The following is a 23688-nucleotide window of genomic DNA, read 5'->3' on the forward strand; positions in this document are numbered from 1 at the left end:
TCTGAGTCTTCGACGCTTCCGTACCCTCTTTGCCGCCACAGTATGTGTGCGCCCGGCCGTAGGGTTGGCCGGTGGCCGTGACCGACCTCTTCGCTCGCCGCGCGACGCTGGCCCGCTCGGTGCGGCTGCTGTCGCAGTTTCGCTACGAGCAGTCCGATCCGGCCCGCTTCTACGGCGCACTGGCCGCCGATACCGCCGCGATGGTGAGCGACCTGTGGCGCGCCGCCCACGCGGACTCCCCCGCGGGTCGCACGCTGCTCGACGTCGGGGGCGGCCCGGGCTACTTCGCGACGGCCTTCGCCGACGCCGGGGTCGGCTACATCGGGGTCGAGCCCGACCCGGCCGAGATGCACGCGGGCGGCCCCGCCGTCGCGGCGGGCCCGGGAACGTTCGTGCGGGCGTCGGGCATGGCGCTGCCGTTCGCCGACGCTTCGGTCGACATCTGCCTGTCGTCCAACGTCGCCGAGCACGTGCCGCGGCCCTGGCGACTCGGCACCGAGATGCTGCGGGTGACCAGGCCCGGCGGGCTAGCCGTGCTGTCCTACACGGTGTGGCTGGGCCCGTTCGGCGGCCACGAAATGGGCCTGACCCACTACCTGGGCGGCGAGCGCGCCGCCGCGCGCTACGCCCGCAAGCACGGCCATCCGGCCAAAAACGACTACGGGTCGTCGTTGTTCGAGGTGTCGGCGGCCGACGGCCTGACATGGGCCGCGAGCACCGGCGCCGCCCTGGCCGCTTTTCCCCGCTACCACCCGCGATGGGCGTGGTGGTTGACGCGCGTGCCGGTGCTGCGCGAGTTCCTCGTGAGCAATCTCGTGCTGGTGCTCCAACCCCAAGAGTGAAACGTGTTCTCGTTTTGCGTCGGCTTGGGTAGGGTGGCGCGCATGCCCGCCGACGACGATGACAGGGCAGCGCGATCTGAAACAAGCAGGAGGAGTGGCGGAAGATGACCGACGTCAAGACCGAATACGACAAGCTTTTCATCGGCGGCAAGTGGACGGAACCGTCGACCTCCGAAGTGATCGAGGTGACCTGTCCGGCCACCGGTGAGTACGTCGGGAAGGTGCCGCTGGCCGCCGCTGCCGACGTCGACGCCGCCGTCGCCGCGGCCCGCGCGGCCTTCGACAGCGGCCCGTGGCCGACCACGCCGCCGAAGGAGCGCGCGGCCGTGATCGCCAACGCGCTCAAAGTGATGGAGGAGCGCAAGGACCTGTTCACCCAGCTGCTCGCGGCCGAGACCGGCCAGCCGCCCACCGGCGTCGAAACGATGCACTGGATGAGCTCGATCGGGGCGCTGAACTTCTTCGCCGGCCCCGCCGTCGACCAGGTCAAGTGGAAAGAGGTCCGCACCGGCGGTTACGGGCAGAGCATCGTCCACCGCGAGCCGATCGGTGTGGTGGGCGCGATCGTCGCCTGGAACGTGCCACTGTTCCTGGCCGTCAACAAGCTGGGCCCGGCGCTGCTGGCCGGGTGCACGGTGGTGCTCAAGCCGGCCGCCGAAACCCCTTTGAGCGCAAACGCTTTGGCGGAGGCCTTCGCCGAGGCGGGGCTGCCCGAGGGCGTGCTGTCGGTGGTGCCCGGCGGCATCGAGACCGGGCAGGCGCTGACTTCGAACCCGGACGTCGACATCTTCTCCTTCACCGGCAGCTCTGCCGTCGGCAAGGAGATCGGCCGTCGCGCCGCCGACATGCTCAAGCCTTGCACGCTGGAGCTGGGCGGGAAGTCGGCCGCCATCGTCCTCGACGACGTCGACCTGGCGTCCTCGATCCCGATGCTGGTGTTCTCCGGGATCATGAACACCGGCCAGGCCTGCGTGGCCCAGACGCGCATCCTGGCACCCCGCTCGCGGTACGACGAAATCGTCGATGCGGTAAGCACTTTCGTGCAGGCGCTGCCGGTGGGCCTGCCGTCGGACCCGGCCGCCCAGATCGGTTCGCTGATTTCGGAGAAGCAGCGGGCCCGGGTCGAGGGCTACATCGCCAAGGGCATCGAGGAGGGCGCGCGGCTGGTGTGCGGCGGCGGCCGTCCCGAGGGGCGCGATGACCTAGCCAGCGGCTTCTTCGTACAGCCGACCGTGTTCGCCGACGTCGACAACAAGATGACGATCGCCCAGGAGGAGATCTTCGGGCCGGTGCTGTCGATCATTCCCTATGACACCGAGGAGGACGCGATCAAGATCGCCAACGACTCGGTGTACGGGCTGGCCGGCAGCGTGTGGACCGCCGACGTGCAGCGGGGCATCGAGGTCTCGGAGAAGATCCGCACCGGGACGTACGCGATCAACTGGTACGCGTTCGACCCGTGCTGCCCGTTCGGCGGCTACAAGAACTCCGGCATCGGCCGCGAGAACGGCCCCGAGGGCGTCGAGCACTTCACGCAGCAGAAGAGCGTGCTGATGCCGATGGGCCACACGATCGAAAGCTAGGTCTGGCGCGCGTCGAACGTGCACTCAGGGCGAGGGATCTGCCGGCGGATTCATACGGTCAATGCAACATCCGTGGATTTAGGAGTTGCGATGCCGAGTGGTTTTCCGCATTCGCCGGCGGTGCGTCGGGAGTTGTTCGACCGGGTATGTCGGGGAGCCCCGCTGGTTGTGGCGGCTCAAGGTATGGGCGTGTCAACGACCAGGGCGTGGGTGTGGTGGCGTGACGCTGGAGCGATGAAACTGCATATCGGAGGCCGGGGTCAACGTGGCCTGCTCAAGCCGGGCAACATGTCCTTGCCCGGTGGAGCGGGTCATCGGCTCAGTGTCAGCGAACGCGTGGAGATCATGCGCGGCCGCGACGGCGGACTCAGCGCCGCCGACATCGCCGAGCGGCTGGGTCGCGACCGCACAACGATCTACCGCGAGATTCGGCGTAACTGCAATGCCGACGGCGACTACCACGCTCTGATGGCGCATGCGCGGGCCGCGCAGAAAGCGCGGCGGCCCAAGGAATTCAAGCTCGCCGATAACCCGTTGTGCGCGATGATCGAAGGCTGGATGGATCAGGGCTGGAGTCCGAAACTGATCGCCGAGGTGTTGGCCCGCGATCACCCCGGTGACAGGCTGGCACAAGTGAGCCACGAAACCATTTATCAGTGCCTGTATGTGCAGACTCGCGGCAGTTTGCGCGCTGATCTGCACAAATGCCTGTCCACGAAGCGGGCCGCACGAAAGCATCGAGGCTCAGACAATCGTCGTGGGGTGTTTAGCGCCGGTGAGGAATTCACCATCGCTGATCGCCCACCTGAGGCTGATGACCGCGCCGTGCCGGGCCACTGGGAGGGCGACTTGATCGTGGGACCCCACAACAGCGCAATCGGCACCCTGGTGGAGCGCAGCACCCGCTTCACGATCCTGCTGCACCTGCCCGGTGACCGCACCGCGGCCACGGTAGCCGCCGCGATGATCGAGGCAATGAGCGAACTGCCCGAGCACCTGCGCCGCTCGATCACCTGGGATCGTGGCAGCGAAATGGCTAGCTGGCGCGACATCCAGCTACAGCTGGCCGCTCCGGTCTACTTCTGCGATCCCCACTCACCGTGGCAACGAGGCAGCAACGAAAACACCAACCGCCTGTTGCGATTCTGGTTCGAAAAAGGCAGCGACTTAAGCGGTTACACCAAAGCTGACCTCAGACGAATCCAAGACACCCTCAACCAACGCCCCCGACCCACGCTGAACCTCGATACCCCGGCCCAACGCCTAACCGCCCTCCTCGACCAAGCCGCCTAACCCAAAATGTTGCATTCACCGCTTGACAATGCCGCCGAATTTTCGCCGTGAGTGCACGTTCGGCGTTTGGGGGGTCGGCTACGGGCCGCCCATGCTAGAGACTATGCAATAGGGCATATTTTCTGCCGATTGTCGCCGCCGCAGGTACGGACCCGCAGGCGAACCCGCCCCATTTGTGCGGCGTACGTCACATTACGCCTGAGAAATTGCTTAATTTACGGATGTCTTATATGGTTCTTAGCATAATCAAGGGCCGCACACAGGCCGGGAGAACACCATGTGGATCATTGAGCTCAACGTCGCCGGCTATCAATTCACCCGCGAGATGCCAGACTTGCGGCGCCGGACATTCCGCTTCAGCCCGCGTCATATGCACTGGCCGGCGCTGCGCCACTCGCACGCTGCATGACGCCAGCCCCGGGAGGTACGCCAGTGCCGACTATCGGTGACGCCACCAAGGAGCACGCCCCGACGAAGCGTGGAAGCACGCGGACGAAGATGCTGGCCAGCGCGGCCGAGGTGATGCGCGAGCGCGGAGCCGCGGGCGTGACGATCGACGCGGTGCTCGCCCGCAGCGGCGCCCCGCGTGGCTCGGTCTACTACCACTTTCCCGACGGGCGCAATCAGATCCTGACCGAGGCGCTGCGCTACTCGGGCGACTCCATCACCGCCATCATTGATGACGCCGCCGACCGCGGTGCCCGGGTGCTGTTGCAGGAGTTCGTCGAATTCTGGGAGCGGCTCCTCACCGACGGCGGCTTCAGCGCCGGCTGTCCGGTGGTCGCGGCGGCGATCGGCTGTTCGGACGGCGATGATCCCAAGGGCCCCAAGCTCTCCGCCGAGGCCGGTGCCATCCTGGGCCGCTGGTGCACCGCGCTCACCCGCGCGTTCGTCAACGACGGCTTCGACGACGCCGACGCCGCATCGCTGGCCGTGATGTCGATCTCCGCGCTGGAGGGCGCCGTCGTCCTGTCGCGGTCCACCCGCAACGCGGGCCCGCTGCATCAGGTGGGCGAGCAACTCGAATTCCTGATCAAGGCAAAGGAATTCGTTCTCCGGAACAAGATTCCGGGCAAGCCTGACGGCTCGCGGTGACGTCGTCAGTCGCTCGCGGGTAGCGGCTTGACCTCTTTGAGGTTCAGCGCGGTCTGCCCGATGCTCAGGCTCCCCGCGCCCGGCTTGGTCACCAGCACCTCGGCGCCGGCGTCGTCCACGTAGCGCTTGCCCATAACGGTGCCCTCGGAGAACGACGGGTCCAGTTCGCCCGAGCGTTCGGCGCCCACCGGCACCATCGGCACACCGCCACACCGCAGGTCGTCGAGGCTGTCCGCGCTTCTGACGACGATCACCTGGGTGTCGCAGACCTGGCTGGCGAGACGAGTTCCGTTCTTGATCATTGATTTCCGTCCTTGATCGCTTACTGCTGGACCGGCGCGGCGCGCAATCCCGTGAGGGTCTGGATGATCTCCCGCCGCAACACCTTGCCGGTGGCGGTGGTGGGCAGCTCGTCGCGAAACACTACCTCGTCGGGAGTGCGTGATCCGCGCAAACTCTTGCGGACGAACTCGCGCAGTTCGGCGGGGTCGGGGTCGACGCCCGGCGCCGGCACCACCACCGCGACGATCGCCTGGCCCCACTGCGGATCCTCGACACCGACCACGGCGACGTCGCGCACATGGGGGTGCTCGACCAGAACCTCTTCGAGTTCGGCGGGCGCGATGTTCTCGCCGCCGCGGATGATGGTGTCGTCGCTGCGCCCGCCGATGAACAGGTAGCCCTCGTCGTCGAGCATGGCGATGTCCTTGGTCGGGAACCAGCCGTTCTCGTCGAGCACCGAGCCGATCCCGGTGTAGCGGCCCGAGACCTGCTCGCCCCGCACGAACAGCTCGCCGGTCTCGCCCGGCGGCAGCACATTGCCGGCCTCGTCGCGGATCTCCAGCTCGATGCCGGCCACCGCCTGCCCGACCGAGCCCAACCGCCGCGCGCCGTCCGCGGTCGACGCCGCCTGCGCCGCGCGATGGTCGTCGGGAGTCAGCACCGCGATCGTCGAGCTGGTCTCGGTCAGGCCGTAGGCGTTGACGAAACCCACGTCGGGGAGCAGCTCGAGGGCCCGGCGCACCAGCGGCAACCCGACCTTGGAGCCGCCGTATGCGAGGTTGCGCAGCGACGGCAGCTCGATGGCCGCGCCGTCGCCGTTCTCCAGCACGGTGATGATGCGGTCGAGCATGGTCGGCACCACCGTCGCGGTGGTCACGTGCTCGGCATTGATCAGCCGAACCCATTCCTGCGCATCGAAATTGGGCAGGTACACCATCTTTCGGCCGGCGTACAGATTCGACAGCGCGGCGCTGACCCCGGCGATGTGGTACGGCGGCACGCAGATCAGGGCGGCGTCGGTGTCGGAGGCCGCCCCGAACTCCACCGTCCCGGTGACGTAACTGGTCAGGTTGTTGTGCGAGAGTTCGACGGCCTTGGGCTGCGAGGTGGTGCCCGAGGTGAACAGCACGATCGCGACGGAATCCGGGTCGGGAAACTCCGCCGCCGGTTCGGCGGTGCGCGCGGCCTCGAGGAAATCGTCGGAGATCATCACCCGGTCCGACACGTCGCCGATCGCGTCGCGGTAGCGGGCGTCGACGACCACCAGCGGCTCGGGCAGCCGCTCGATCAGCGCCTGGATGCCCTCGGCGGAGAGCCGGTAATTGATCGGGGTGAAGGCCACCCCCGCGCGCGCCGCGGCGAAGATCAGCACCGGCAGCATCGCGCCGCCGGTGCCCACGTAGACCAGGTGCTTGGCGCCCGAGGCCGCGACCACCCCCGCGCCGCCGTCGGCAAGATCGCTGAGCTGCTGCGTGGTCAGCCGCAAGTCCCCGGATACCACCGCGGTGCGCTCGGCGTCGCCCGACGCGGCCATCTCGAGCAGCAGGGAAATGCTCATCCTCGATCTTTCTCTGGTTTCAGCACGTTACAAAGCTGACCAAAAGTGTCATGCCCGACTGTAGTTTAGATCACGCAAGCATCGCGTCGCCCAGCACCGTCGGCCGCTCCGCATCGCCCGAGCCCGGCGGCGAGGTTTACCCGCAGCTGGCGCCCGGTTAACCCACCCCGAAGCCCGCCCGGGCCCCCGCAGCGCCCGCGGGCACAAACACCGTTTGACGTAGTGGGGGAACCGCGTGCACTTGACATCGACCATCCGCCGACAGCAGACACCGCCGACGGCGAGCGCGCTGACCAGGCTGCGCGCCGGGCTGCCCGGCGCGATGCTTGCCGAGTTCTTCGGCACCTTCGTCCTGTTGCTGCTCGGGCTCGGAACCTGCGCGCTCAACGCGGTCGGGCTGCCCGGGTCCGGCCGCCAAAGCGTGCCGTTCGGTCCGGCGAACTGGCTGATCATCGTGTTCGGGTGGGCGTTCGCCGTCATGCTCGCGACCTATGTCGCCGGCGGGATCAGCGGCGCGCACCTCAACCCGGCGGTCACCCTGGCCTTCGCGGTGGCGCGAAAGTTCGACTGGCGCAACGTCATTCCGTACTGGGTCGCCCAGCTGATCGGAGCCTTCAGCGCGGCCGCGGCCGTCTACGCCGTCTACGGCTCGGCCATCGACAACTACAACGCCGCCAATCACCTGACCCGTCCGGAGTCGCAGGACACGTATTCGATCTTCGGGACCTTCCCCGCCGAGTACTTCCACGGCGGCTACCTGGGTCCCCTGCTCGACCAGCTCGTCGGCACCGCCATCCTGGTCGCGCTGGTCGCGGCGTTGATCGACCACCGCAACCAGGCGCCGGCGGGCAACATGGCGCCCCTGATCATCGGCTTCGTCGTCGCGGTGATCGGCTGCTCTTACGGGACCAACGCGGGCTACGCGCTCAACCCCGCCCGCGACTTCGGGCCGCGCGTGTTCACGTACTTCATGGGCTGGGGGAAGCTGGCGTTCTCCGGCGACTACGGCGGCACCACCGGATATTGGTGGATTCCGATCGTCGGCCCGCTGGTCGGTGCCGTGGTCGGCATCTTCACCTACGACTTCTTCATCGGCCACGTGCTCGACGCGCGCGCGACGATGCTGCTGACGCCGGAGCCGGGCCTGGCGCCGCTGCCGACCACCCACGCCGCATCGACGGTGGCCGGACCGGTCACCGTCGAGGACAGCGCGGACTCGGAAAGCCTTGGAGCCGAAGAGGATCAGGCCGCCTAGCGGCGGATCAGGTGCCCGTCCACTTGGGCGGCCGCTTCTCGGCGAAAGCGATGGCGCCCTCTTTGGCGTCGTTGGACGAGAACACCGGAGCCAGCAGCTTGTTCTGCTCGGCGAACATGGTGTCGGGGCTCCAGCCGCGGGACTCGACGATGATTTGCTTGGTGGCGGCCACCGCCAGCGGCCCGTTCGCCGCGATCTTCTCGGCCAGCTCGATCGCCGCATCCAGCGCGGATCCGGGGTCGGCGAGGACGTTGACCATCCCCAGCGCGTGTGCGCGCTCCGCGCTCAAATTTTCACCGGTCAGCGCCAGCTCCATGGCGATCGCGGACGGGATGCGCTGCGGCAGCCGCAGCAGCCCGCCGCCCCCGGCGACCAGGCCGCGCTTGACTTCCGGGATGCCGAACGCCGAGTCTTTGGAGGCCACGATCAGGTCGGTCGCCAGCGCCAGTTCGGTGCCGCCCGCCAGCGCGTAACCCTCGACCGCCGCGATCAGCGGCTTGACCGGTGGGCGTTCGGTGAAGCCCATGCCGCGGCCCTCGACGATGGGGAGCTCGCCCCGGGCGAAGGCCTTGAGGTCCATGCCCGCGCAGAACGAGCCGCCGGCCCCGGTGAGGATGCCCACCGACAGCCCGGGTTCGCCGTCGAGCCGGTCGACGGCGGCGGCCAGGCCGTTGGCCACCGCGGAGTTGACCGCGTTCTTGGCCTTCGGCCGGTTGATCGTGATGATGAGGATCCGGTCCCGCTGTTCGACCAGGACTTCGGGCTCGTTGGCCTCTTGGTTTTCGCTGCTCACGCGCCGCACAGCTCCTTCAGGTATCGGTGGCTCCTGTCGGACCGATGGTAACGGTCGCCGGGAATGGCGTTAACGTCCCGGAGAGATTCGGGTTACCACCGGGTGCCGTCACCGCCCGGCCTGAGCCGATCAGGCCGGCGCCATCGCGGCTTCGACGGTGGTGAGGTTCTCCGAAAGCCCCGCGGCCCTGCGGATTTCGATGAAGTCGTGAACCATGGCGTCGGTCACCTCGTGCGGGTCCTCGCACGTGGCCCCGTCGGCGAGCACCGAGATGTTGAGCTGATCGACATAGCTCCACACGGTGATGTTGAGCCCGCTGCCGGCGGTCAACGGGCCCACCGAATAGATCTCGGTGACCAATGCCCCGCCGACCCGGCCGCGCTCCCGCGGCCCGGGGACATTGGAGATGTTCAGGTTGAGGATCTTGTTGTGGCCGTCGCGGCCGGACGCCCACCGGAAGAAGGCCTGGGTGGGGCCGGGCGGCATGTATGCCGCCCATCGGCTGACCAGCTCCGGTCCCATCAGCTGGTTACTTTCCTTGGCCGCGATGGCGTTCTCGTGGCTGCAGCGCACCCGTTCCAGCGGATCGTCGGCATCGGTCGGCAGGCCCACCAGGACGCCGGTGAAACGATTGCCGGAGATCCGCTCGGGCGAGAAGTCGAAACTCATTGGCACCGAGGCCAGCAGCGGTTCGGCCTTGCCGTCGTAGCGCAACAGCAGCGTGCGCAACGCGCCCGTCGCCATGGCCAGGACCATGTCGTTGATCGTCGCCCCGAGCCGCTTGCCGGTCTCCTTGACGTCGGCCAACGCCAGCGTGGCGGTGGCAAACCGCCGCTCCGGGGTGATCTTGTGGTTCATGAACGTCGGCGGCGGTTCGAACGGCCGCGTCAGCTCCGGGGAGAACTTACGCGCGCTGCGGCGCACCCGGCCCAAACCCTGCGCGGTGTAGCGGATGGTGTGCGGGATCCGCCCGACGTGGCGCACGTGATCGGCGAACGCCGAGGCGACGAGCTGCCGCGTGGTGGGGGGCGGGTCGCACATGTAGGGCTTGCCCTCCGGGCACGGCTGCAGGTCCATGCCGCGGGCCAACAGATTCGCCGACGCCACCCCGTCGGCGAGCGCGTGGTGAATTTTGCCGACCACCGCAATCCTGTTGTTGGCCAAGCCCTCCACGAAGTACATCTCCCATAGCGGGCGGCTGCGATCGAGCGGGGTGCTGGCGATTTGCCCGATCGCCTCGTCCAGCTCCCGGCGGCCCCCGGGCGGCGCCACCCGCCACGGGCGGATGTGATAGTCGAGGTCGACCTCGCAGTTCTCCCGCCACATCGGGTGGTGGAAGTTGAGGGGGACCTCGATGAGCTGGTAGCAGAACGGATCGAGCTTGTTCAGCCGGCCAGCGATGACTTCGCGAAACGCGTCGACGTTCAGGGAACGCCGATCCACGTCCAGTTCGATGACGGCGGCTTTGATGGTGTGCATGTGCACGTTCGGTGCTTCGCTGTACAGCAGTACCGAGTCCCAGCCGCTAAGCCTCTTCACCGCTGCCCCTTGCCCATAGAGGGACCATACTCAGCGGCGCCAGCTCAGATAACCTCTTTTGCCCCGATCCGTGTTTTGGTGCGATAAACCTGGTTGAGGAACAGCGAGGCGACGTGCGCCGCGGCGCCCGCGCGCTCGCCGTCGATGAGGTCGTATCCGTGGCCCGCGCCGGGCAATTCCAGGTAGCCGACCGTCGAATGCGACACCCTCCGCAGCTTTTCGACGAAGCTGCGCGCCTGCTCCACGGGGATGACGCTGTCCTTACTGCCGTGAATCACCAAAAAGGGCGGCGCATTACGGTGCACCCGGGCGATCGGCGACGCGGCCCGGAAAACCTCGGGGTGACGGGCGATCGACTTTCTCACCACGACCCGCTCCAGGAAGTCGACGAACCGGGCCCGCTCCGGCGTCGAGCGGTCCTCCCAGTCATAGCGGCCATAGATTCCGACGACCGCGTCCACCGACGTGTCCGCGCCCTCGGGCAGCTTCGCCTGATACTGCGGGTCGTCGGGGGTCAGTCCGGCCAGCGCGCACAGGTGGCCGCCGGCCGAACACCCCGCTATCGCAACGAAATTGCGGTCGCCGCCGAACTTGTCGACGTTGGCGCGCGCCCACGCGATGGCGGTCTTGACGTCGACGATGTGGCGCGGCCAGCGATGGTGCGGCGCGACGCGATAGTCCACCGCCAGGCACACCCAACCCTGCTCGGCCAGCCGTGACATCAAGGCGGACCCCTGACCCATGCACCTGCCATGCACCCAGGCGCCGCCCGGCAGGAAGATCAGCACCGGTGCGGGTTGCGCGGGCAGGTCCTTGCGACGCCAGACGTCGAGCACCTGCGCGGGGTGGTCCCCGTAGTGGACGGCGCGGCGATACAGGTGGCGCCGCTGGCGCAGGCTGTCCCAAATCGGCGGCGTCCGTTCGGCCGCCGGCCAGTCCAGCTCGAGATCCGCCGCGGACACGACCCCCCGCAACGCCGCGAGGGAGACCTGCCGCGTGCTCTCGCGGTCCCGGCGCCGCGCGTCGTTGATCCCCGGTGTGAACCAGTCCTTGGTCGCCGCCGAAATCGCCTCCGGCGCGTGCCGCGCCCCCCACACGCCCATGGCGGTCATCCCGGCCAGCGGCTCGAGGTGCTTGCCGACCACCGGCAGCGACGCCCCGGCCACGCTCAGCGCCAGCGCATAGTCGGCGGGACCGGCCCGCAGCAACCATTTCACCCACGGTGTGATGCCCGGTCGGTTCGCCGTCATGTCGGGAACTGTACCCCCGGGCAGGTCGGCGAAACCGGCGTTTACGTAGAACCGGCTATGGTTGCGCTGACACTTTGCCCGAAGGCGTCGCTGAATGGGTTATTCACCCTGTTTAGAATACATTTGGCGGTTCGCTGCGCGCGGTGGATTTAGCTGTGCGCGACACGCTCAGACCGCCGCCAGGCTGGCGATCACCCGGTCGCCGATCAGGCGGACGCCGGTCAGCGTCAGCCCCACCTGCGCGGCCAGCGCGGCGGCGCTGTCCACTCCGACGGTCGCCCAGCGAAACCAAGGGCCGACCTCGCACGACGACTCGAGGCGGACCCAGCGCGACCGGATGCCGATGGTCTCGGCTTCGAATTCGGCGATGCAGCGGCCGCCGCGGGCCAACAGCTCGAAGGCGCGCCCGAGAATCCGCAGGGGGTCCCCGCCCAGTCCGACGTTGCCGTCGACCAGTAACACCGTTTGCCACAAGCCCGTTCCGGGCAGCTCCTCGAACACGTCACCCAACAGGGCCGGCGCACCGCCGCGACCCGCCAGCTGGATCGCGGTCGCGGAGCGGTCGATACCGAGCGCGGGGATGCCCCGCTGGATCAGCCTCGCCACCAACCGCCCGGGACCGCAGCCCAGCTCGATGGTCGGCCCGGTGCACATCTGCGTGACGGCTTCGTCGAAAACCTCGTCGACGTCACCGGATACGCCGGCGCCGTTCGGGGGACATCGCACGCCCAGCCAGCGGTGGGCCGGCAGCGGTCGCAGTTCGCCGTCGTCGTGGCGGATCCAACATCGCTCCCCGCCGAGTGCCCGATCGTAAAGTTGCCCCAGCATGTCTCGCCCCTCGCGTCGCGGCCGATCGGGCGGCCTGCAGACGCTCGGCCCCAGGCGGGACGTCGCGAACACGAGCCGGCAAACCCCAACAAGCTGACGGCAAGCACGTTCGCCAGCATTGCACCGATACCCCGATCGCGGCTCGGTTAATCCACTGCCTTGTGGGCCCTCGGCGGGCCCGTTAGGGCTACGTGGCAGCGGCCGTTTCGGTTCGATAGCGGTGTCGCGTCACCCGAACAGAAACGACTCCAGCAGCGCGTTCACCCGGGCGGGGTCCTCCAGCGCCGCGAGGTGGGCGACGCCGTCCAGCACGGTGAAGGACGCGGTGGGAATCGACTCGGCCATGGCCCGGGTCTCGGCCACCGGGAAGGTGGCGTCTTCCGCGCCGGCGACCACCAGCACCGGCGCCGTGACGCGCCCCAGCAGGGCGTGCTGGTCCGGGCGGGCCGAGACCACGCTGCGGACCGCCCAGCGGACCGAATCGACGTTTACCGCAGCCACGTTCGTCCGCACGGTCTCGACCACATCGGGGCGGGTGCGCAGCGTGGTCGGACCCAGGAACGCGCGGACGCTCGACCGCGTCAGCGGCGGCCGGATGCCGCCGAGTAGTTGCGCCAGCCACAGCATGGCGGCGTATTGAACCTTTTGTGCGACACCGGCTTTGGAGGCCGTGCAATTCATCAGCACGGCCCGCTCGAGCCGGTCGGGGTGCAGGGCGGCGAAGGTGCCGCCGATCATCCCACCCCAGGAATTGCCCACGAAGTGGGCCCGGTCGATGCCCAGCCCGTCCAGCAGGTCGACGACGCAGCGCGCGCAGTCTTCAAAGCTGAACGGTCCGCTCAGCGGCGCACTGCCGCCGTGGCCGGGCGGGTCGATCAGCACCAGGCGATGGCTGTCGCCGAAGCGCGCCGCCTGGCCGGCCCAGAGGTCGCCGGTCATCAGCAGGCTCGGCCACATCAAGACCGCGGGCCCGGTTCCGTCACTCACCTGGACCCGGAGCGTCCCGAGGGCCGTGTCGACCGATCGCGTGGCGAGGTGGGGGACGTTTGCGGGCACGCTGCCTCCTGAGGTCATACACGACAGAACACCGATAGCGGTCCTTTGATTTTCCCCGTCGGCGATACTGGATCGGTGACGAACGACGTTGTTCATCCTGACCTGCAAAAACTCGCCCGCTTCGCCCCTCGGCGCCTCGTCGGCCCCCGCACCCTGCCCATGATGCGGGTGGCGATGGCCTGGCGGTCACGCCTGGGCAAGCCCGTCCGCGACGTCGAGGTGATCACCCTCGAATCGGGCGCCGGCGTCCGGCTGTTCCGGCCCGCGGGCGTCAGCGAGCCGACGCCCGCGCTGCTGTGGATCCATGGCGGCGGATACGTGATCGGCGACGCCCGGCAGGACGACCGGTTGTGCAGCGGGTTCAGCAAGCGGCTGGGCATCACCGTCGCGTCGGTGGAATACCGCCTGGCGCCCGAACATCCGTATCCCGCACCGCTGGACGACTGCTACGCGGCGCTGACCTGGCTCGCCGCACTGCCGTCGGTGGACCGCTACCGGGTGGCCATCGGGGGCGCGAGCGCCGGCGGCGGCCTCGCCGCGGCCCTCGCCCTGCTGGCACGCGACCGCGCCGAGGTGAGCCCCTCGTTTCAGCTGCTGACCTATCCCATGCTCGACGACCGCAGTTCGGCCACCGAGCCCAGCGCGAACTACCGGCTGTGGGACAACCGCAGCAACCGCTTCGGCTGGGCCGCCTACCTGGGCAACGCGGACCCGCAGGTCGCCGTGCCCGCCCGGCGCGACGACCTGAGCGGGCTGCCGCCGGCGTGGATCGGTGTGGGCACGCATGACCTGTTCCATGACGAAGACCTGGCCTACGCCGAACGGCTCAACGCCGCCGGGGTGCCGTGCCAGGTCGAGATCATCCCCGGCGCCTTCCACGGATTCGACCTTGCCTTGCCGAAAGCCCAAGTAACAAAGCGGTTTTTCGATACCCGCTGCGACACATTGCGGGTAGCGCTCGCCACCGCCTGACCGCTGGGTACATCGAGATACATTCGATGCCACGCGGTCAATCCTGCGGCTTCGGCTATCTGAACCGAATCCCTCCAACAGTCGGACGGTAGATGCTTCACTTAGAGAGTGCACATCCGTCGAGTGGTGACCGGACACGACGCATCCGGCAAGTCTGTATTTGTCAGCGATGAAGCAGTGCAGCCGCGGCTACCTGTATTGCTGCCCGCCAGTGAATTTCATCTCCTTTGGGGAGGCGACGACACGCCACAATATCCGGATGACGGTGCAATGCCCGAGTGGCATACGTACTTTCCGCCGATCGGCGGATTTCGGTTCGCGATGCTCACTATTCCCCCAGCAGCCGCACCCAAAGATCAGGAGCTGGGCGATCCCGGGGAAGCGCTGGCTGATTTTGAAGAGAAGCTACCGGGGATGATTCGTTACATGGACCGTAGCGACCCCGGCATGCATACCACCGACACTATCGACTTCGAAGTGGTTCTTGAGGGCACCTTAGTGCTCGAACTGGACGACGGTGCGGAGGTGATCCTGCATCCCGGCGATACTGTGGTACAGAACGGAACACGACACCGGTGGAAGAACGCTGGCGACACTCCCGCCCGGATGGCGGTGTTCATTTGCGGCGCCTCGCATGCCAGGGTGCCGTGAAGCTGATCAGGGTAAATCTGTGACACTACGGAAAGCTGCACAAGCAGCTAGCCCTTGGATGTTTCGGCTATGTTCTGGCTAGCTCTGGTTTAAACCCCCGCGCCATCGGCGATTTCGTAGGCTTTGCTCAGTAACGAAGTGATTTGCTGAACGGTAGGGATTCCTGCTGCGGCCCGATTCTCCGGTTCATCTGCCGCACGGCGTATGACGCCTTCACAAATGATCGCCAACTTCCACAGCCCTAGTACGTGCCAGTACTGCAACGCGGCGGGGTCACGTCCCGTGGTCTCAAGGTAGAGCCGAGCCATCTCGGCGCGATCCGGGAAACCGTCCAATGTAGACGGCGCAAAGTCACCGCCGGTCGTCTCACCGGGTTCGGGCCAATAGGTGAGCAGGGTGCCCATATCGGCCAGCGGGTCACCGAGAGTTGAGAGTTCCCAGTCCAGTACCGCAACCACCTGGTTGGTGGACACAGAAGTTATCAGGTTTCGTAGATGAAAATCACCGTGCACCAATGTGATCTCGCGCTGCTCAGGTATCGCCGCGGCTAGGCGGCGGGTAAGCTCGTCGACCTCGGGCAGTGTTCGTGTCTTGGACAGTTCCCACTGCGCCGACCACCGCTTGAGTTGGCGGTGTGCGTACGCTTTGTGGCTGGCCAGATTTGCGAGTCCTGCATCGGTAAGGTCGACGCCGTGAACGGCTGCAAGGGTACGCGGCAACGACAGGGCGATCTGTCGGCGCTGCGGTGGTGCTAGCGTCTCGGCGATGTCCATCGTGTCGACGGCCAAACCGTCGACGAATTCCATCAACACTAGCGGCACGCCGAAAGACTCGGAACCTGTTGTGTAACCGAGGATTTGCGGCACCGGCACATCCGTGTTCGCCAACGCCACCATAATGCGAGCTTCGCGGACAACATCGTGAGCCGATGCGAGCAGGTGCCCGAACGGCGGACGGCGCAGCACCCACGTACGACCCGCCCCGTCGCTGACACGGTAGGTGAGGTTCGACTGTCCCAGCCCAATCCGCTGAAAGCCTAACGGCAGCGTGAATTCGATCCCCAGCGTAAACATCCACTGCGCCACCGCGCCGGGATCAATGCCGAGGATCTCTTGGTTTTCAGTCACGGACGGCATCTCCGCTCCGGAACGGACGAACATCGCCGAGCCGCTGTCCGCCGTCGACAACGAAGGTTTCGCCGGTAACCCAGCTTGCTGCATCGGAGACAAGGAACGCGATGACCGCGCTGACGTCCATTGGCTCGCCGATTCGCGCTAGCGCAGTTGAAGAGTTCAACTGGTTTTCTTTTTCCTTCCAGAGTGTTTCCGCCAATTTGGTGCGCACCACGCCTGGCGCTATCGAGTTGACGCGCACATTCGGGGAAAGTTCGAGTGCCAACTGTTTGGTGACGTGGATCAGAGCGGCCTTCGAGGCGTTGTATAGCCCGAGATTCGCTTCGCAACCCATCCCACCGATGGATGCGGTGTTGACGACGGTTCCGCCATATCTGGTCATCCATGCGCGCGCCACCAGCGACGTCCACATGATTGGTGCCCAAAGATTTACATCGAAGGTCTTGATGAATCGTCCATGGTCTTGGTCGATCAGCGGCCCGTACGCCGGGTTGGTGCCGGCGTTGTTCACCAGGATGTCAATGCTGCCAAAGCGTTCGAGTGTGCACTCAATGCAATGCTTCGCTGCTTGTACGTCGGCGGCATGAGCTGCGACGCCGAGCACGTTCCCATCTACCTCGGCCGCCGCAGCGTCCGCGGCATCCTGTCGGCGCGAAGTCAGCACAACGTTCGCACCAACTGCAGCAAGTGCTTTCGCTGTTGCCAACCCGATGCCACGAGACGCGCCGACGACCATCGCGGTTCGGCCAGTGAGATCAAGGTTGCTCATGTCATCGCACCGTCACGCACCGCCCATGGGCATCGTTGGAACGTTGCGGTACTTTCCCAACTCCCGCTGGGCGATGGTCCGCTTGTGCACTTCGTCTGGGCCATCAGCTAGCCGCAACGTTCGCAGATGCGCCCACGCCATCGCCAACGGAAAGTCCTCCGTCACCCCCCCGCCGCCGTGCACTTGGATGGCACGATCCACCACCTTCAGTGCCACGTTCGGTGCCGCCACCTTGATCGCTGCGATTTCCGATCGGGCTTGTTTGTTGCCGACTGTGTCCATTAGGTACGCGGTCTTGAGTGTCAGTAGCCGAATCATTTCGATCTCGATGCGGGATTCCGCAATCCAATCGCGAACGTTGGCATTCGCGCTGATTGGCCTTCCGAACGCAACCCGCGACAGGGCGCGTTCGCACATCAGCTCCAGGGCACGCTCGGCCATGCCAACAGCGCGCATGCAATGATGAATCCGGCCGGGCCCGAGCCGGGCCTGGGCGATCGCGAAGCCCTCACCCTCACCCTTGAGTACATCCTTCGCGGGCACCCATACGTTGTCGAAGTCGATTTCCGCATGCCCTTCCCGGTCGTGATATCCAAACACCCGCAGGTTACGTATGACCGTGACGCCCGGCGCGTCGCATGGCACGACCATCATCGACTGCTGACGGCGTACCGCCGCGGTCGGATCCGTCTTGCCCATGACAATCAAAACCTTGCAGTTCGGGTGCATCCCGTTGGATACGAACCACTTTCGTCCATTAAGTAGGTAGCCTTCGCCGACGCGAACCATGGTCAGTTCGACGTTGGTCGCGTCCGAACTAGCAACGCGCGGTTCGGTCATGGCGAAGGCAGATCTAATGGTGCCATCCAGCAACGGCCGCAGATAACGCTCTTTATGTTCGTCCGTTCCAAAGAGGTTGAGCACCTCGATATTACCGGTGTCTGGTGCGCTACAGTTGCATGCTTCGGGTGCGAGGTGGCTACGCCCCATGATTTCAGCCAACGGCGCGTATTCAAGATTGGTCAGTACCGGACCCGACGTGAGGTCAGGGTAGAACAGGTTCCACAGGCCCCGCTCCCGAGCTTCCGCCTTCAGCTCTTCCAGGACGGGTGGATGGAAATGGGGATCGCCAGCCGCAGCCATTTGCTGGTCGTATACGGCCTCGGCGGGATATACGTGAGAATTCATAAAGCTCAATAGATTTGACCGATACTGCTTTGCGCGATCGGATACATCGAATATCGACATTGTAGCTCTCCTATTCGCCGCACAGGCGTTGCCTCGTGCTCCTGAAGGGCGGCTTCTTGGTCTGTTTACGCGCCGCGCTTAGCGCTGGACTAGTTCCGCGCCGCGCCAGAGCGCACCGCAGCGTCTCCGCCGATCGAGCTACCAAAGACCTGTGGGCCTAACAGTGCTGTAGGACAACACTTTCCGCGGCTATGCAAGCGCGGTGGAATTATTGCCATCGACCGGAAACTGTTCGGAGTCAACGTATCGAATCTGCCAGCCAGGGCGGAGGGAGAGTGTCGGGGCTGCTGATTTCATTGGTGATCCATTTGCCCATTCGCCGCAGGACTTCGATCCCGTCTTGGGGGCAGGCCAGGGATGCCGAGGTTGCGTATCCCAGTGAGACAAATCTTTGAGCGCCGTACAGCGGCAGGATGTTCTGGAGGTCATCCTTCAAGGCCTCCGGGAATACTCCGACCGTTTGGGTGTACGCGTTGGTGCTCTTGATGGCGTCGGCGAGGGTGTCAGCCGGTACCAGGTTGGCGGTCCGGTCGCCCAGCATGCCGGCGAAGTCGACTGAGTCGGGCAGCTGGGACACGATGATTGCACCCTCGTCGTTCTCACCGCCGATCACGCGGTACCAGTCGTCATCAAGGCGAAGCGCGTCGACGTGTGCCTTCAGCTCGCGGTCGTATGCCTTGGGCTTGGTGCTGAGTGTCGGAGGCAGCTGCAGCATTGCGTCGTAAACTCGCTCAGCGAAAGCGTTGAGCTTCTCTACGCCCGCGGCGTCTGTGCCGCAAAGCGCATAGATGACCCGCGCATTGACACAGCCGACCTGGTTGAGCGCACCGATGTCGGTCGCAAGCCGCATGGCAGCTTCGCCTTGCAGGGTGTCGGAATCAAAAACTTCGGGACCGAGGATGCTGACGCTGCGTTTGGGGTCTAGGGCGATGAGCTCCAGCCCCGGCTGGATGTAACGGGTGACGTGTTTGATCGATGCTAAGCCGCCCCACGCCACGATCTTCTCGAAGTGGTGCGGCTGATAGAGCTGGTCCTCTAGCGCGGTGTCACCCCCACGCCAATATGCCACCGAAAGATGCTTGGTGATCGGATGTTCCGGAGCCATCTCGCACATGGTCTCGGCGATCGCGAGTGCGGTGAATGGGTCGTTGGACGGCGCCTTGATCAACGCGTCGCTACGCAAGATCGCGTTGCGCACAATAGTCAGCGCCGATATTCCCGGCGCATTACCGGCCACGATGTGCAGAGCACGCGCACCAAAGCAACGCACCGCGAGCTGAGGGCCGTTGCGACGCGGTTCGGCCACCCACCCTTCTAGGTAGGGGACGCCGACCTGCGTCTCGGCTATTTCGCGGACGAGGTCACCAGAAAACATCTGGCCGAGCCCAGCGAAGGACTCGTCGACTATCGATGGCGTCGTCGGGGCAGTCCGATAGGAAAGCTCGCAGGCACGCTGGAGCCGCTCGTTGGTCGTGATGTCGAGATGTCGCCCCAACTCGTCGAGGTAATCGACGATGTCGTCGAACGACAACCGGTACAAGTCGGCCAGCTGCCCTGGGTCACTGAGTGCGAGCCGATCCAGGTAGCGGTGGGCATCGGGGGTCTGGAACGTTAGGTCGCCACCCCGGCCCCCTACCTCGATCAAATCATCGGTATATACCGCACCCCGGATGACCATGCTGGCCATCGGTTTCGATGTCTGCATCGCCATCATTCATTAACCCCAGTAAGGAATTCCATCGCGTCACGATGAGCACTTTCGGTAGCCGCGCAGGTGATCTTGTCGTCCCCGCCCTTAAGGTCGCTGTACCGTTCGATCCCGCCAACGACGTAGGCACTCGTACGCCCACACTCACACATATGATCCCAGTCGACGGTGATCCGATCACCAGTGACAAACCCACCCCAGCGTGTCTGGGCACTGAGATCGAAGAAGGCCGCGCGCCCCGTGACCATGCCTCGCCGCGGCAATGCCCGACCGGTATCAGGGTCCAGCACAAACGGAATCGCCGATGGAGCGAAGTGGTAGCGCTCACGCTCACACATCAAGTGGACCGCCTGTACCTCCGACATGGCATACGCCATCGTGATCGAGTCGATACCAAAGAATCGGCACACATCCTCTTTCCAGTTCGGCGGGGGGACCATCCCCTTGGCCCCACCGCCACTGGACACCACCGAGTTCGGCGCGAACATCTTCTCCATCCCTTTACTCAAGCCGCGGGTCGCCATCCCATGGAATAGATTCCACGTTCCCGCCATAAAGACACGCTTGTCCTTGAGTTCAGCGGCGGTGCGCTCTAAGAACGCCTCTAACTGCGCCGGCATCTGCTTCTGCAGCTCCTCAAACTCATCCCGGCGAGCCGCAAGCGCCGGAGGAACCTCCAGCCGGTCGACATCACCTCGCGCCTGCGCCGCCCGCAACCGCGCTGCCAAGAACAACACATCGGAGCTCAAACGACCGGGATAGGCCACGTACAGCCGATCCTCGGAGCCGAGCACGTGATCGACGATCATGTCCAACACCCGAATATGCCCACTGGCGCCATGTCGGAAAAACGGATATATCGCGAAGATCTCTTCATCCGCCGACATATCAGCGTCTTCACCAAACCGCTGCAGGTACGTCACCCGGAACAACCGTCCGAAGTTCTGCCATTCTGCCTTCGACATCGGCAATAAGGACATCGTGCCCGACGTCCCCGACGAGTGCACGATCTTCAGCTCCGTCTGCTCGTCAAGGACCGTCACCCATTCATCGATCAACTTACAGTTCGACACATCGAGCGCCGACAGATCAATGGCAGTCAGTTTGTCCAACCACCGCGTGAGGTCACCAAAGCGCGCTTGTTCCAGCAACGCAGCAGGATACGATTTGTACACCGTGTGCTCGAACAAAATCGGAACAACATCATCGACATCGACAATCTCATCGATCCCCTGACGATCTGCGAAGCGATCGAGCATCGGGATCTTCGACCGCAGGCCATCGAACCGGTACCGCAGCCCCTCCTGCTGCAGCTGGGCGAGCTCATCACGATCAATCGACTGCATCGCCGTCAACGAATCACCAAAGAACGCCGCCGGCCCGTCACACAACCGCCGCGCATCCCCACCACGACCCCCGTCACCGGCCATTAACTCACCCATAACACTCCTTAATCCAGCGCCTACACCACCGACTCATCGGCGGAAGCGCGGGATCTCGACCCTGCAAACGTTAGGTACTCGCTTAACGAGTTAGTACACACTATCTTTTGCTAAAATGAAGTTCGTGTCAACCTCAGAGGTAGCTCAACAACGTCGCCACCAATGAACGCGCCTGGCCGTAGGTTTGATGCACGCCCGCACCGATCCGAGTTGGCTCGCCTGCTGACGAGATCCAATGTGGTTGCTGCATCGCGCTTCTCGTGGGCGACGTCGATCAGATCATGGACCTCACGCCCCGAGCCTTTTCTGGTCGGCGCGATTAGACTTATATTGACCGTCGCACACCTTTGTGGTCGGATGCTCTACATCATTAGACATCTGGTCACCAGTAGTCCATCCGATTCAACAGACACCCAACGCAATAGCCGGTCGGCAAGCCGCATCTCCTCTTCGGTGAGCATCAGCGCCGCACGAGTGGGCTCTGGTCGTGTCAGGGCTCGCGTGGTGGCCCTGGAGCCATAGCGGCCGACGCAGGTTGCGGAAGGAAAGAACAGATGAAGGTGGGAGCGATCGAGATCTTGCCGGTAATCGACACAACCTTCGCAGCGCCGCCGTCGCTGATCTATGACTATGCGGGCAGGAGTGAAGATGAGGCCTGGGAATCGCACCGTCAGCTGCTCAACGACCAAGGACTGCTGGAACAGTCGATGGGCGGCTTCCTGATCCGTGGTGCAGGGAACCACCTCACACTCGTCGACCTTGGTCTTGGCCCAAACGAAATGATCGGGCTCTCAGGCGGTGGACTGCTCGATAGCCTCGCCGCGTATGGCGTTGGGCCCGAACAGATCACGGACGTCGTATTCACTCACCTACATCTCGACCATATCGGTTGGGCAACCAAGGACGATGAAGTTGTGTTCCCGAACGCGACCTATCGATGCGACGTTGCCGACTGGGATTTCTTCGTCACAAACTTCTCCGCTGATGGGTCTGGCGAGGCCTCGGCCTACTTCGCACAGGGGCTTGAGTACTTCCAACTGCAACGGGACATTTTGCTGCCGGTACTGGATCGGCTCGAGGCCTGGTCGTCCGATGGCCCTTTACTGCCTGGCCTCGATGCCATGCGCATTCCTGGACACACGCCCGGCAGCACGATCGTCGTCGTCTCCGACGGCGGACAACGCGCGCTGCTCCTTGGCGATGTCGCGCACTGCCCGGCCGAACTCGTCCATGATGAGTGGGAGTGCCTTGCCGATGTAGACCCCGAGTTGGCCACTCGCGCAAGAAATGCCCTCGTTCGAGAGATCGAGGGCGAGGATCTACCGATGGCGGCCGCGCACTTCCCGGGCCTGCAATTCGGTCGACTCCTTTTCGCGGGGGCGAGCCGCCGGTTTACCTATCTGTGACGAGGAAGGTTGTCTTTGCCAGCCGGGAAACATCGACGCATTCCGGCCCGATCACGCCATCCAGAATTGGTGATACCCGGCCCCGGCAGGGCCGCCGGACCGGTCCGCACCTGCCGGTGCGGACGCCACCCGGCCGGTAGGACCGGGCGACATCGCCAGCAGTCACGCGGACTGAAGTCTCAGGCGTGATTTCGATGGGCGGTTCCAGCAGTTCGCCCGTGTGGATGGCTCCGGCCCGGACAAGCGCGACCGGCTTGCGGCGCTCGCCAACGGGCTTGGGCGGCCTCAACCCCGCTTGTACCATCGCCATCGGACGCCCGGCGAGGCCGCCGCCGCGGTCCATGTCAAGACTCCGACCATCGTCAAGATGGCCGCTCGGATGACCGCGGCGGGGCTGCTCGTCCGCCGCCGCGATGGGCACGACAGCCGGCCCGTACGGTTATGGCTCACCAATAAGGGGCGGAGCCTACAACTGGTTCACCGACGTTCACCATTCTATTGGAGCAGTTTGTCGCAGTGGACAACCCGACTCCCTGAGCGGTGATGGCTAAGCTTTCGTCACACGAGGCGTGATTTCCTCCCAGAGCGCGGCGGTTGCACCCGCTTGATCTATGGAGTCCCCCATGTCAAGATCGGCTGCGGACTGTATCAACGTGTCAAGAGCGCCCTGTAAGTCATCGGTGTCGAGTTCATACACTGCCGCATAACGGTGCTCCGGCCGATCCATACCCTCGACTGCGACTTCTGAGAGCCGATAGCGAGACGCGGCGACAAACCCGTCCGCAGCGAGAATCTCAGGGAGGTGGATTTTGTCGTACCAATGGTTGTAGTCGTCATGCCGGTCGGGGGTTATCGGGTTCGTGTACACGATCAGCAATGCCTTGGACATGTGGGGCCCTTTCTTGGTTGTCGATCCCGGAACGTTGAATGTTGCGGTCTCTGTGGTCGAAAACTCCTGGGGGTCTCGCGCAATGACACGCAAAGT

At 65.1% G+C, this 23688-nt stretch carries 22 protein-coding genes; 9 read left to right on the plus strand and 13 right to left on the minus strand.

What is annotated here, in order from left to right; translation table 11 throughout:
- The first annotated feature begins 71 nt into the window (after window positions 1-71).
- The 4 genes from G6N26_RS16070 to G6N26_RS16085 all read left to right on the plus strand — a co-directional run bounded on the left by G6N26_RS16070 (window position 72) and on the right by G6N26_RS16085 (window position 4813).
- Window positions 72-842: a class I SAM-dependent methyltransferase gene (locus G6N26_RS16070; protein ID WP_067168380.1), complete on the plus strand. Its 771-nt coding sequence runs from the start codon at window positions 72-74 to the stop codon at window positions 840-842.
- Between the two features lie 104 nt (window positions 843-946).
- Window positions 947-2425 carry an aldehyde dehydrogenase gene (locus G6N26_RS16075; protein ID WP_067168381.1) on the plus strand — a complete coding sequence of 493 codons (1479 nt, stop codon included), beginning with the start codon at window positions 947-949 and terminating at the stop codon, window positions 2423-2425.
- A 90-nt stretch (window positions 2426-2515) separates the two neighbouring features.
- Complete coding sequence (locus tag G6N26_RS16080) at window positions 2516-3718, plus strand: IS30 family transposase (RefSeq protein WP_083020638.1); 1203 nt, start codon at window positions 2516-2518, stop codon at window positions 3716-3718.
- Between the two features lie 498 nt (window positions 3719-4216).
- Window positions 4217-4813, plus strand: coding sequence for a TetR/AcrR family transcriptional regulator (locus tag G6N26_RS16085; RefSeq protein WP_083019410.1), 597 nt, complete (start codon window positions 4217-4219; stop codon window positions 4811-4813).
- A 5-nt stretch (window positions 4814-4818) separates the two neighbouring features.
- On the opposite strand, the gene G6N26_RS16090 is transcribed toward G6N26_RS16085, so the two are convergent.
- Together G6N26_RS16090 and G6N26_RS16095 are read right to left on the minus strand one after the other, a co-directional pair.
- Window positions 4819-5115: a hypothetical protein gene (locus G6N26_RS16090; protein WP_067168382.1), complete on the minus strand. Its 297-nt coding sequence runs from the start codon at window positions 5113-5115 to the stop codon at window positions 4819-4821.
- Window positions 5116-5135: 20 nt separating this feature from the next.
- Window positions 5136-6653 carry a class I adenylate-forming enzyme family protein gene (locus tag G6N26_RS16095; protein WP_067168383.1) on the minus strand — a complete coding sequence of 506 codons (1518 nt, stop codon included), beginning with the start codon at window positions 6651-6653 and terminating at the stop codon, window positions 5136-5138.
- A 235-nt stretch (window positions 6654-6888) separates the two neighbouring features.
- On the opposite strand from G6N26_RS16095, the gene G6N26_RS16100 reads away from it, so the two are divergent.
- The gene (locus G6N26_RS16100; protein ID WP_139799195.1) at window positions 6889-7908 is read left to right on the plus strand and encodes an MIP/aquaporin family protein; all 1020 of its coding nucleotides are present in this window, start codon (window positions 6889-6891) and stop codon (window positions 7906-7908) included.
- A gap of 7 nt (window positions 7909-7915) precedes the next feature.
- On the opposite strand, the gene G6N26_RS16105 is transcribed toward G6N26_RS16100, so the two are convergent.
- The 5 genes from G6N26_RS16105 to G6N26_RS16125 all read right to left on the minus strand — a co-directional run bounded on the left by G6N26_RS16105 (window position 7916) and on the right by G6N26_RS16125 (window position 13275).
- Window positions 7916-8701 (minus strand): crotonase/enoyl-CoA hydratase family protein, encoded by a 786-nt coding sequence (locus G6N26_RS16105; protein ID WP_067168415.1) that lies wholly within the window; start codon window positions 8699-8701, stop codon window positions 7916-7918.
- A 129-nt stretch (window positions 8702-8830) separates the two neighbouring features.
- Window positions 8831-10240, minus strand: a complete 1410-nt coding sequence (locus tag G6N26_RS16110) for a WS/DGAT/MGAT family O-acyltransferase (RefSeq protein WP_083019408.1) — start codon at window positions 10238-10240, stop codon at window positions 8831-8833.
- A 44-nt stretch (window positions 10241-10284) separates the two neighbouring features.
- Window positions 10285-11490: an alpha/beta hydrolase gene (locus G6N26_RS16115; RefSeq protein WP_067168386.1), complete on the minus strand. Its 1206-nt coding sequence runs from the start codon at window positions 11488-11490 to the stop codon at window positions 10285-10287.
- A 168-nt stretch (window positions 11491-11658) separates the two neighbouring features.
- Window positions 11659-12318 carry a class I SAM-dependent methyltransferase gene (locus G6N26_RS16120; protein WP_067168387.1) on the minus strand — a complete coding sequence of 220 codons (660 nt, stop codon included), beginning with the start codon at window positions 12316-12318 and terminating at the stop codon, window positions 11659-11661.
- Between the two features lie 228 nt (window positions 12319-12546).
- A complete protein-coding gene (locus tag G6N26_RS16125) occupies window positions 12547-13275 on the minus strand; it encodes an alpha/beta fold hydrolase (RefSeq protein WP_067168416.1) in 729 nt (242 codons plus the stop codon).
- A gap of 174 nt (window positions 13276-13449) precedes the next feature.
- On the opposite strand from G6N26_RS16125, the gene G6N26_RS16130 reads away from it, so the two are divergent.
- Both G6N26_RS16130 and G6N26_RS16135 read left to right on the plus strand, forming a co-directional pair.
- Window positions 13450-14346 (plus strand): alpha/beta hydrolase, encoded by an 897-nt coding sequence (locus tag G6N26_RS16130; protein ID WP_083019405.1) that lies wholly within the window; start codon window positions 13450-13452, stop codon window positions 14344-14346.
- Between the two features lie 126 nt (window positions 14347-14472).
- Window positions 14473-14997, plus strand: a complete 525-nt coding sequence (locus tag G6N26_RS16135; protein ID WP_232067468.1) for a cupin domain-containing protein — start codon at window positions 14473-14475, stop codon at window positions 14995-14997.
- Between the two features lie 89 nt (window positions 14998-15086).
- Here the strand turns inward: G6N26_RS16135 and G6N26_RS16140 are convergent, their stop codons facing one another.
- The 5 genes from G6N26_RS16140 to G6N26_RS16160 form a co-directional block, all read right to left on the minus strand.
- Entirely contained in the window at window positions 15087-16070 is a 984-nt protein-coding gene (locus tag G6N26_RS16140; protein WP_232067603.1) for a phosphotransferase family protein, read from the minus strand.
- A gap of 46 nt (window positions 16071-16116) precedes the next feature.
- Window positions 16117-16899 carry an SDR family oxidoreductase gene (locus tag G6N26_RS16145; protein ID WP_083019426.1) on the minus strand — a complete coding sequence of 261 codons (783 nt, stop codon included), beginning with the start codon at window positions 16897-16899 and terminating at the stop codon, window positions 16117-16119.
- Window positions 16900-16911: 12 nt separating this feature from the next.
- Window positions 16912-18147, minus strand: a complete 1236-nt coding sequence (locus G6N26_RS16150; RefSeq protein ID WP_083019401.1) for an acyl-CoA dehydrogenase family protein — start codon at window positions 18145-18147, stop codon at window positions 16912-16914.
- A 238-nt stretch (window positions 18148-18385) separates the two neighbouring features.
- Window positions 18386-19861 carry an acyl-CoA reductase gene (locus G6N26_RS16155; protein ID WP_232067469.1) on the minus strand — a complete coding sequence of 492 codons (1476 nt, stop codon included), beginning with the start codon at window positions 19859-19861 and terminating at the stop codon, window positions 18386-18388.
- The gene (locus G6N26_RS16160) at window positions 19858-21297 is read right to left on the minus strand and encodes a phenylacetate--CoA ligase family protein (protein WP_232067470.1); all 1440 of its coding nucleotides are present in this window, start codon (window positions 21295-21297) and stop codon (window positions 19858-19860) included. Before G6N26_RS16160 ends, G6N26_RS16155 begins: the two co-directional genes overlap by 4 nt.
- 554 nt (window positions 21298-21851) lie before the next feature.
- Between G6N26_RS16160 and G6N26_RS16165 the strand changes: the two genes are divergently transcribed.
- Window positions 21852-22703: an MBL fold metallo-hydrolase gene (locus G6N26_RS16165; protein WP_139799194.1), complete on the plus strand. Its 852-nt coding sequence runs from the start codon at window positions 21852-21854 to the stop codon at window positions 22701-22703.
- Between the two features lie 220 nt (window positions 22704-22923).
- Window positions 22924-23247 carry a MarR family winged helix-turn-helix transcriptional regulator gene (locus G6N26_RS16170; protein ID WP_083019399.1) on the plus strand — a complete coding sequence of 108 codons (324 nt, stop codon included), beginning with the start codon at window positions 22924-22926 and terminating at the stop codon, window positions 23245-23247.
- Window positions 23248-23250: 3 nt separating this feature from the next.
- On the opposite strand, the gene G6N26_RS16175 is transcribed toward G6N26_RS16170, so the two are convergent.
- On the minus strand, window positions 23251-23592 hold the full coding sequence (locus G6N26_RS16175; RefSeq protein ID WP_083019397.1) for a DUF4286 family protein: 342 nt from the start codon (window positions 23590-23592) through the stop codon (window positions 23251-23253).
- Window positions 23593-23688 lie beyond the last annotated feature (96 nt).

The organism is Mycobacterium marseillense, assembly GCF_010731675.1.
Lineage (GTDB): Bacteria > Actinomycetota > Actinomycetes > Mycobacteriales > Mycobacteriaceae > Mycobacterium > Mycobacterium marseillense.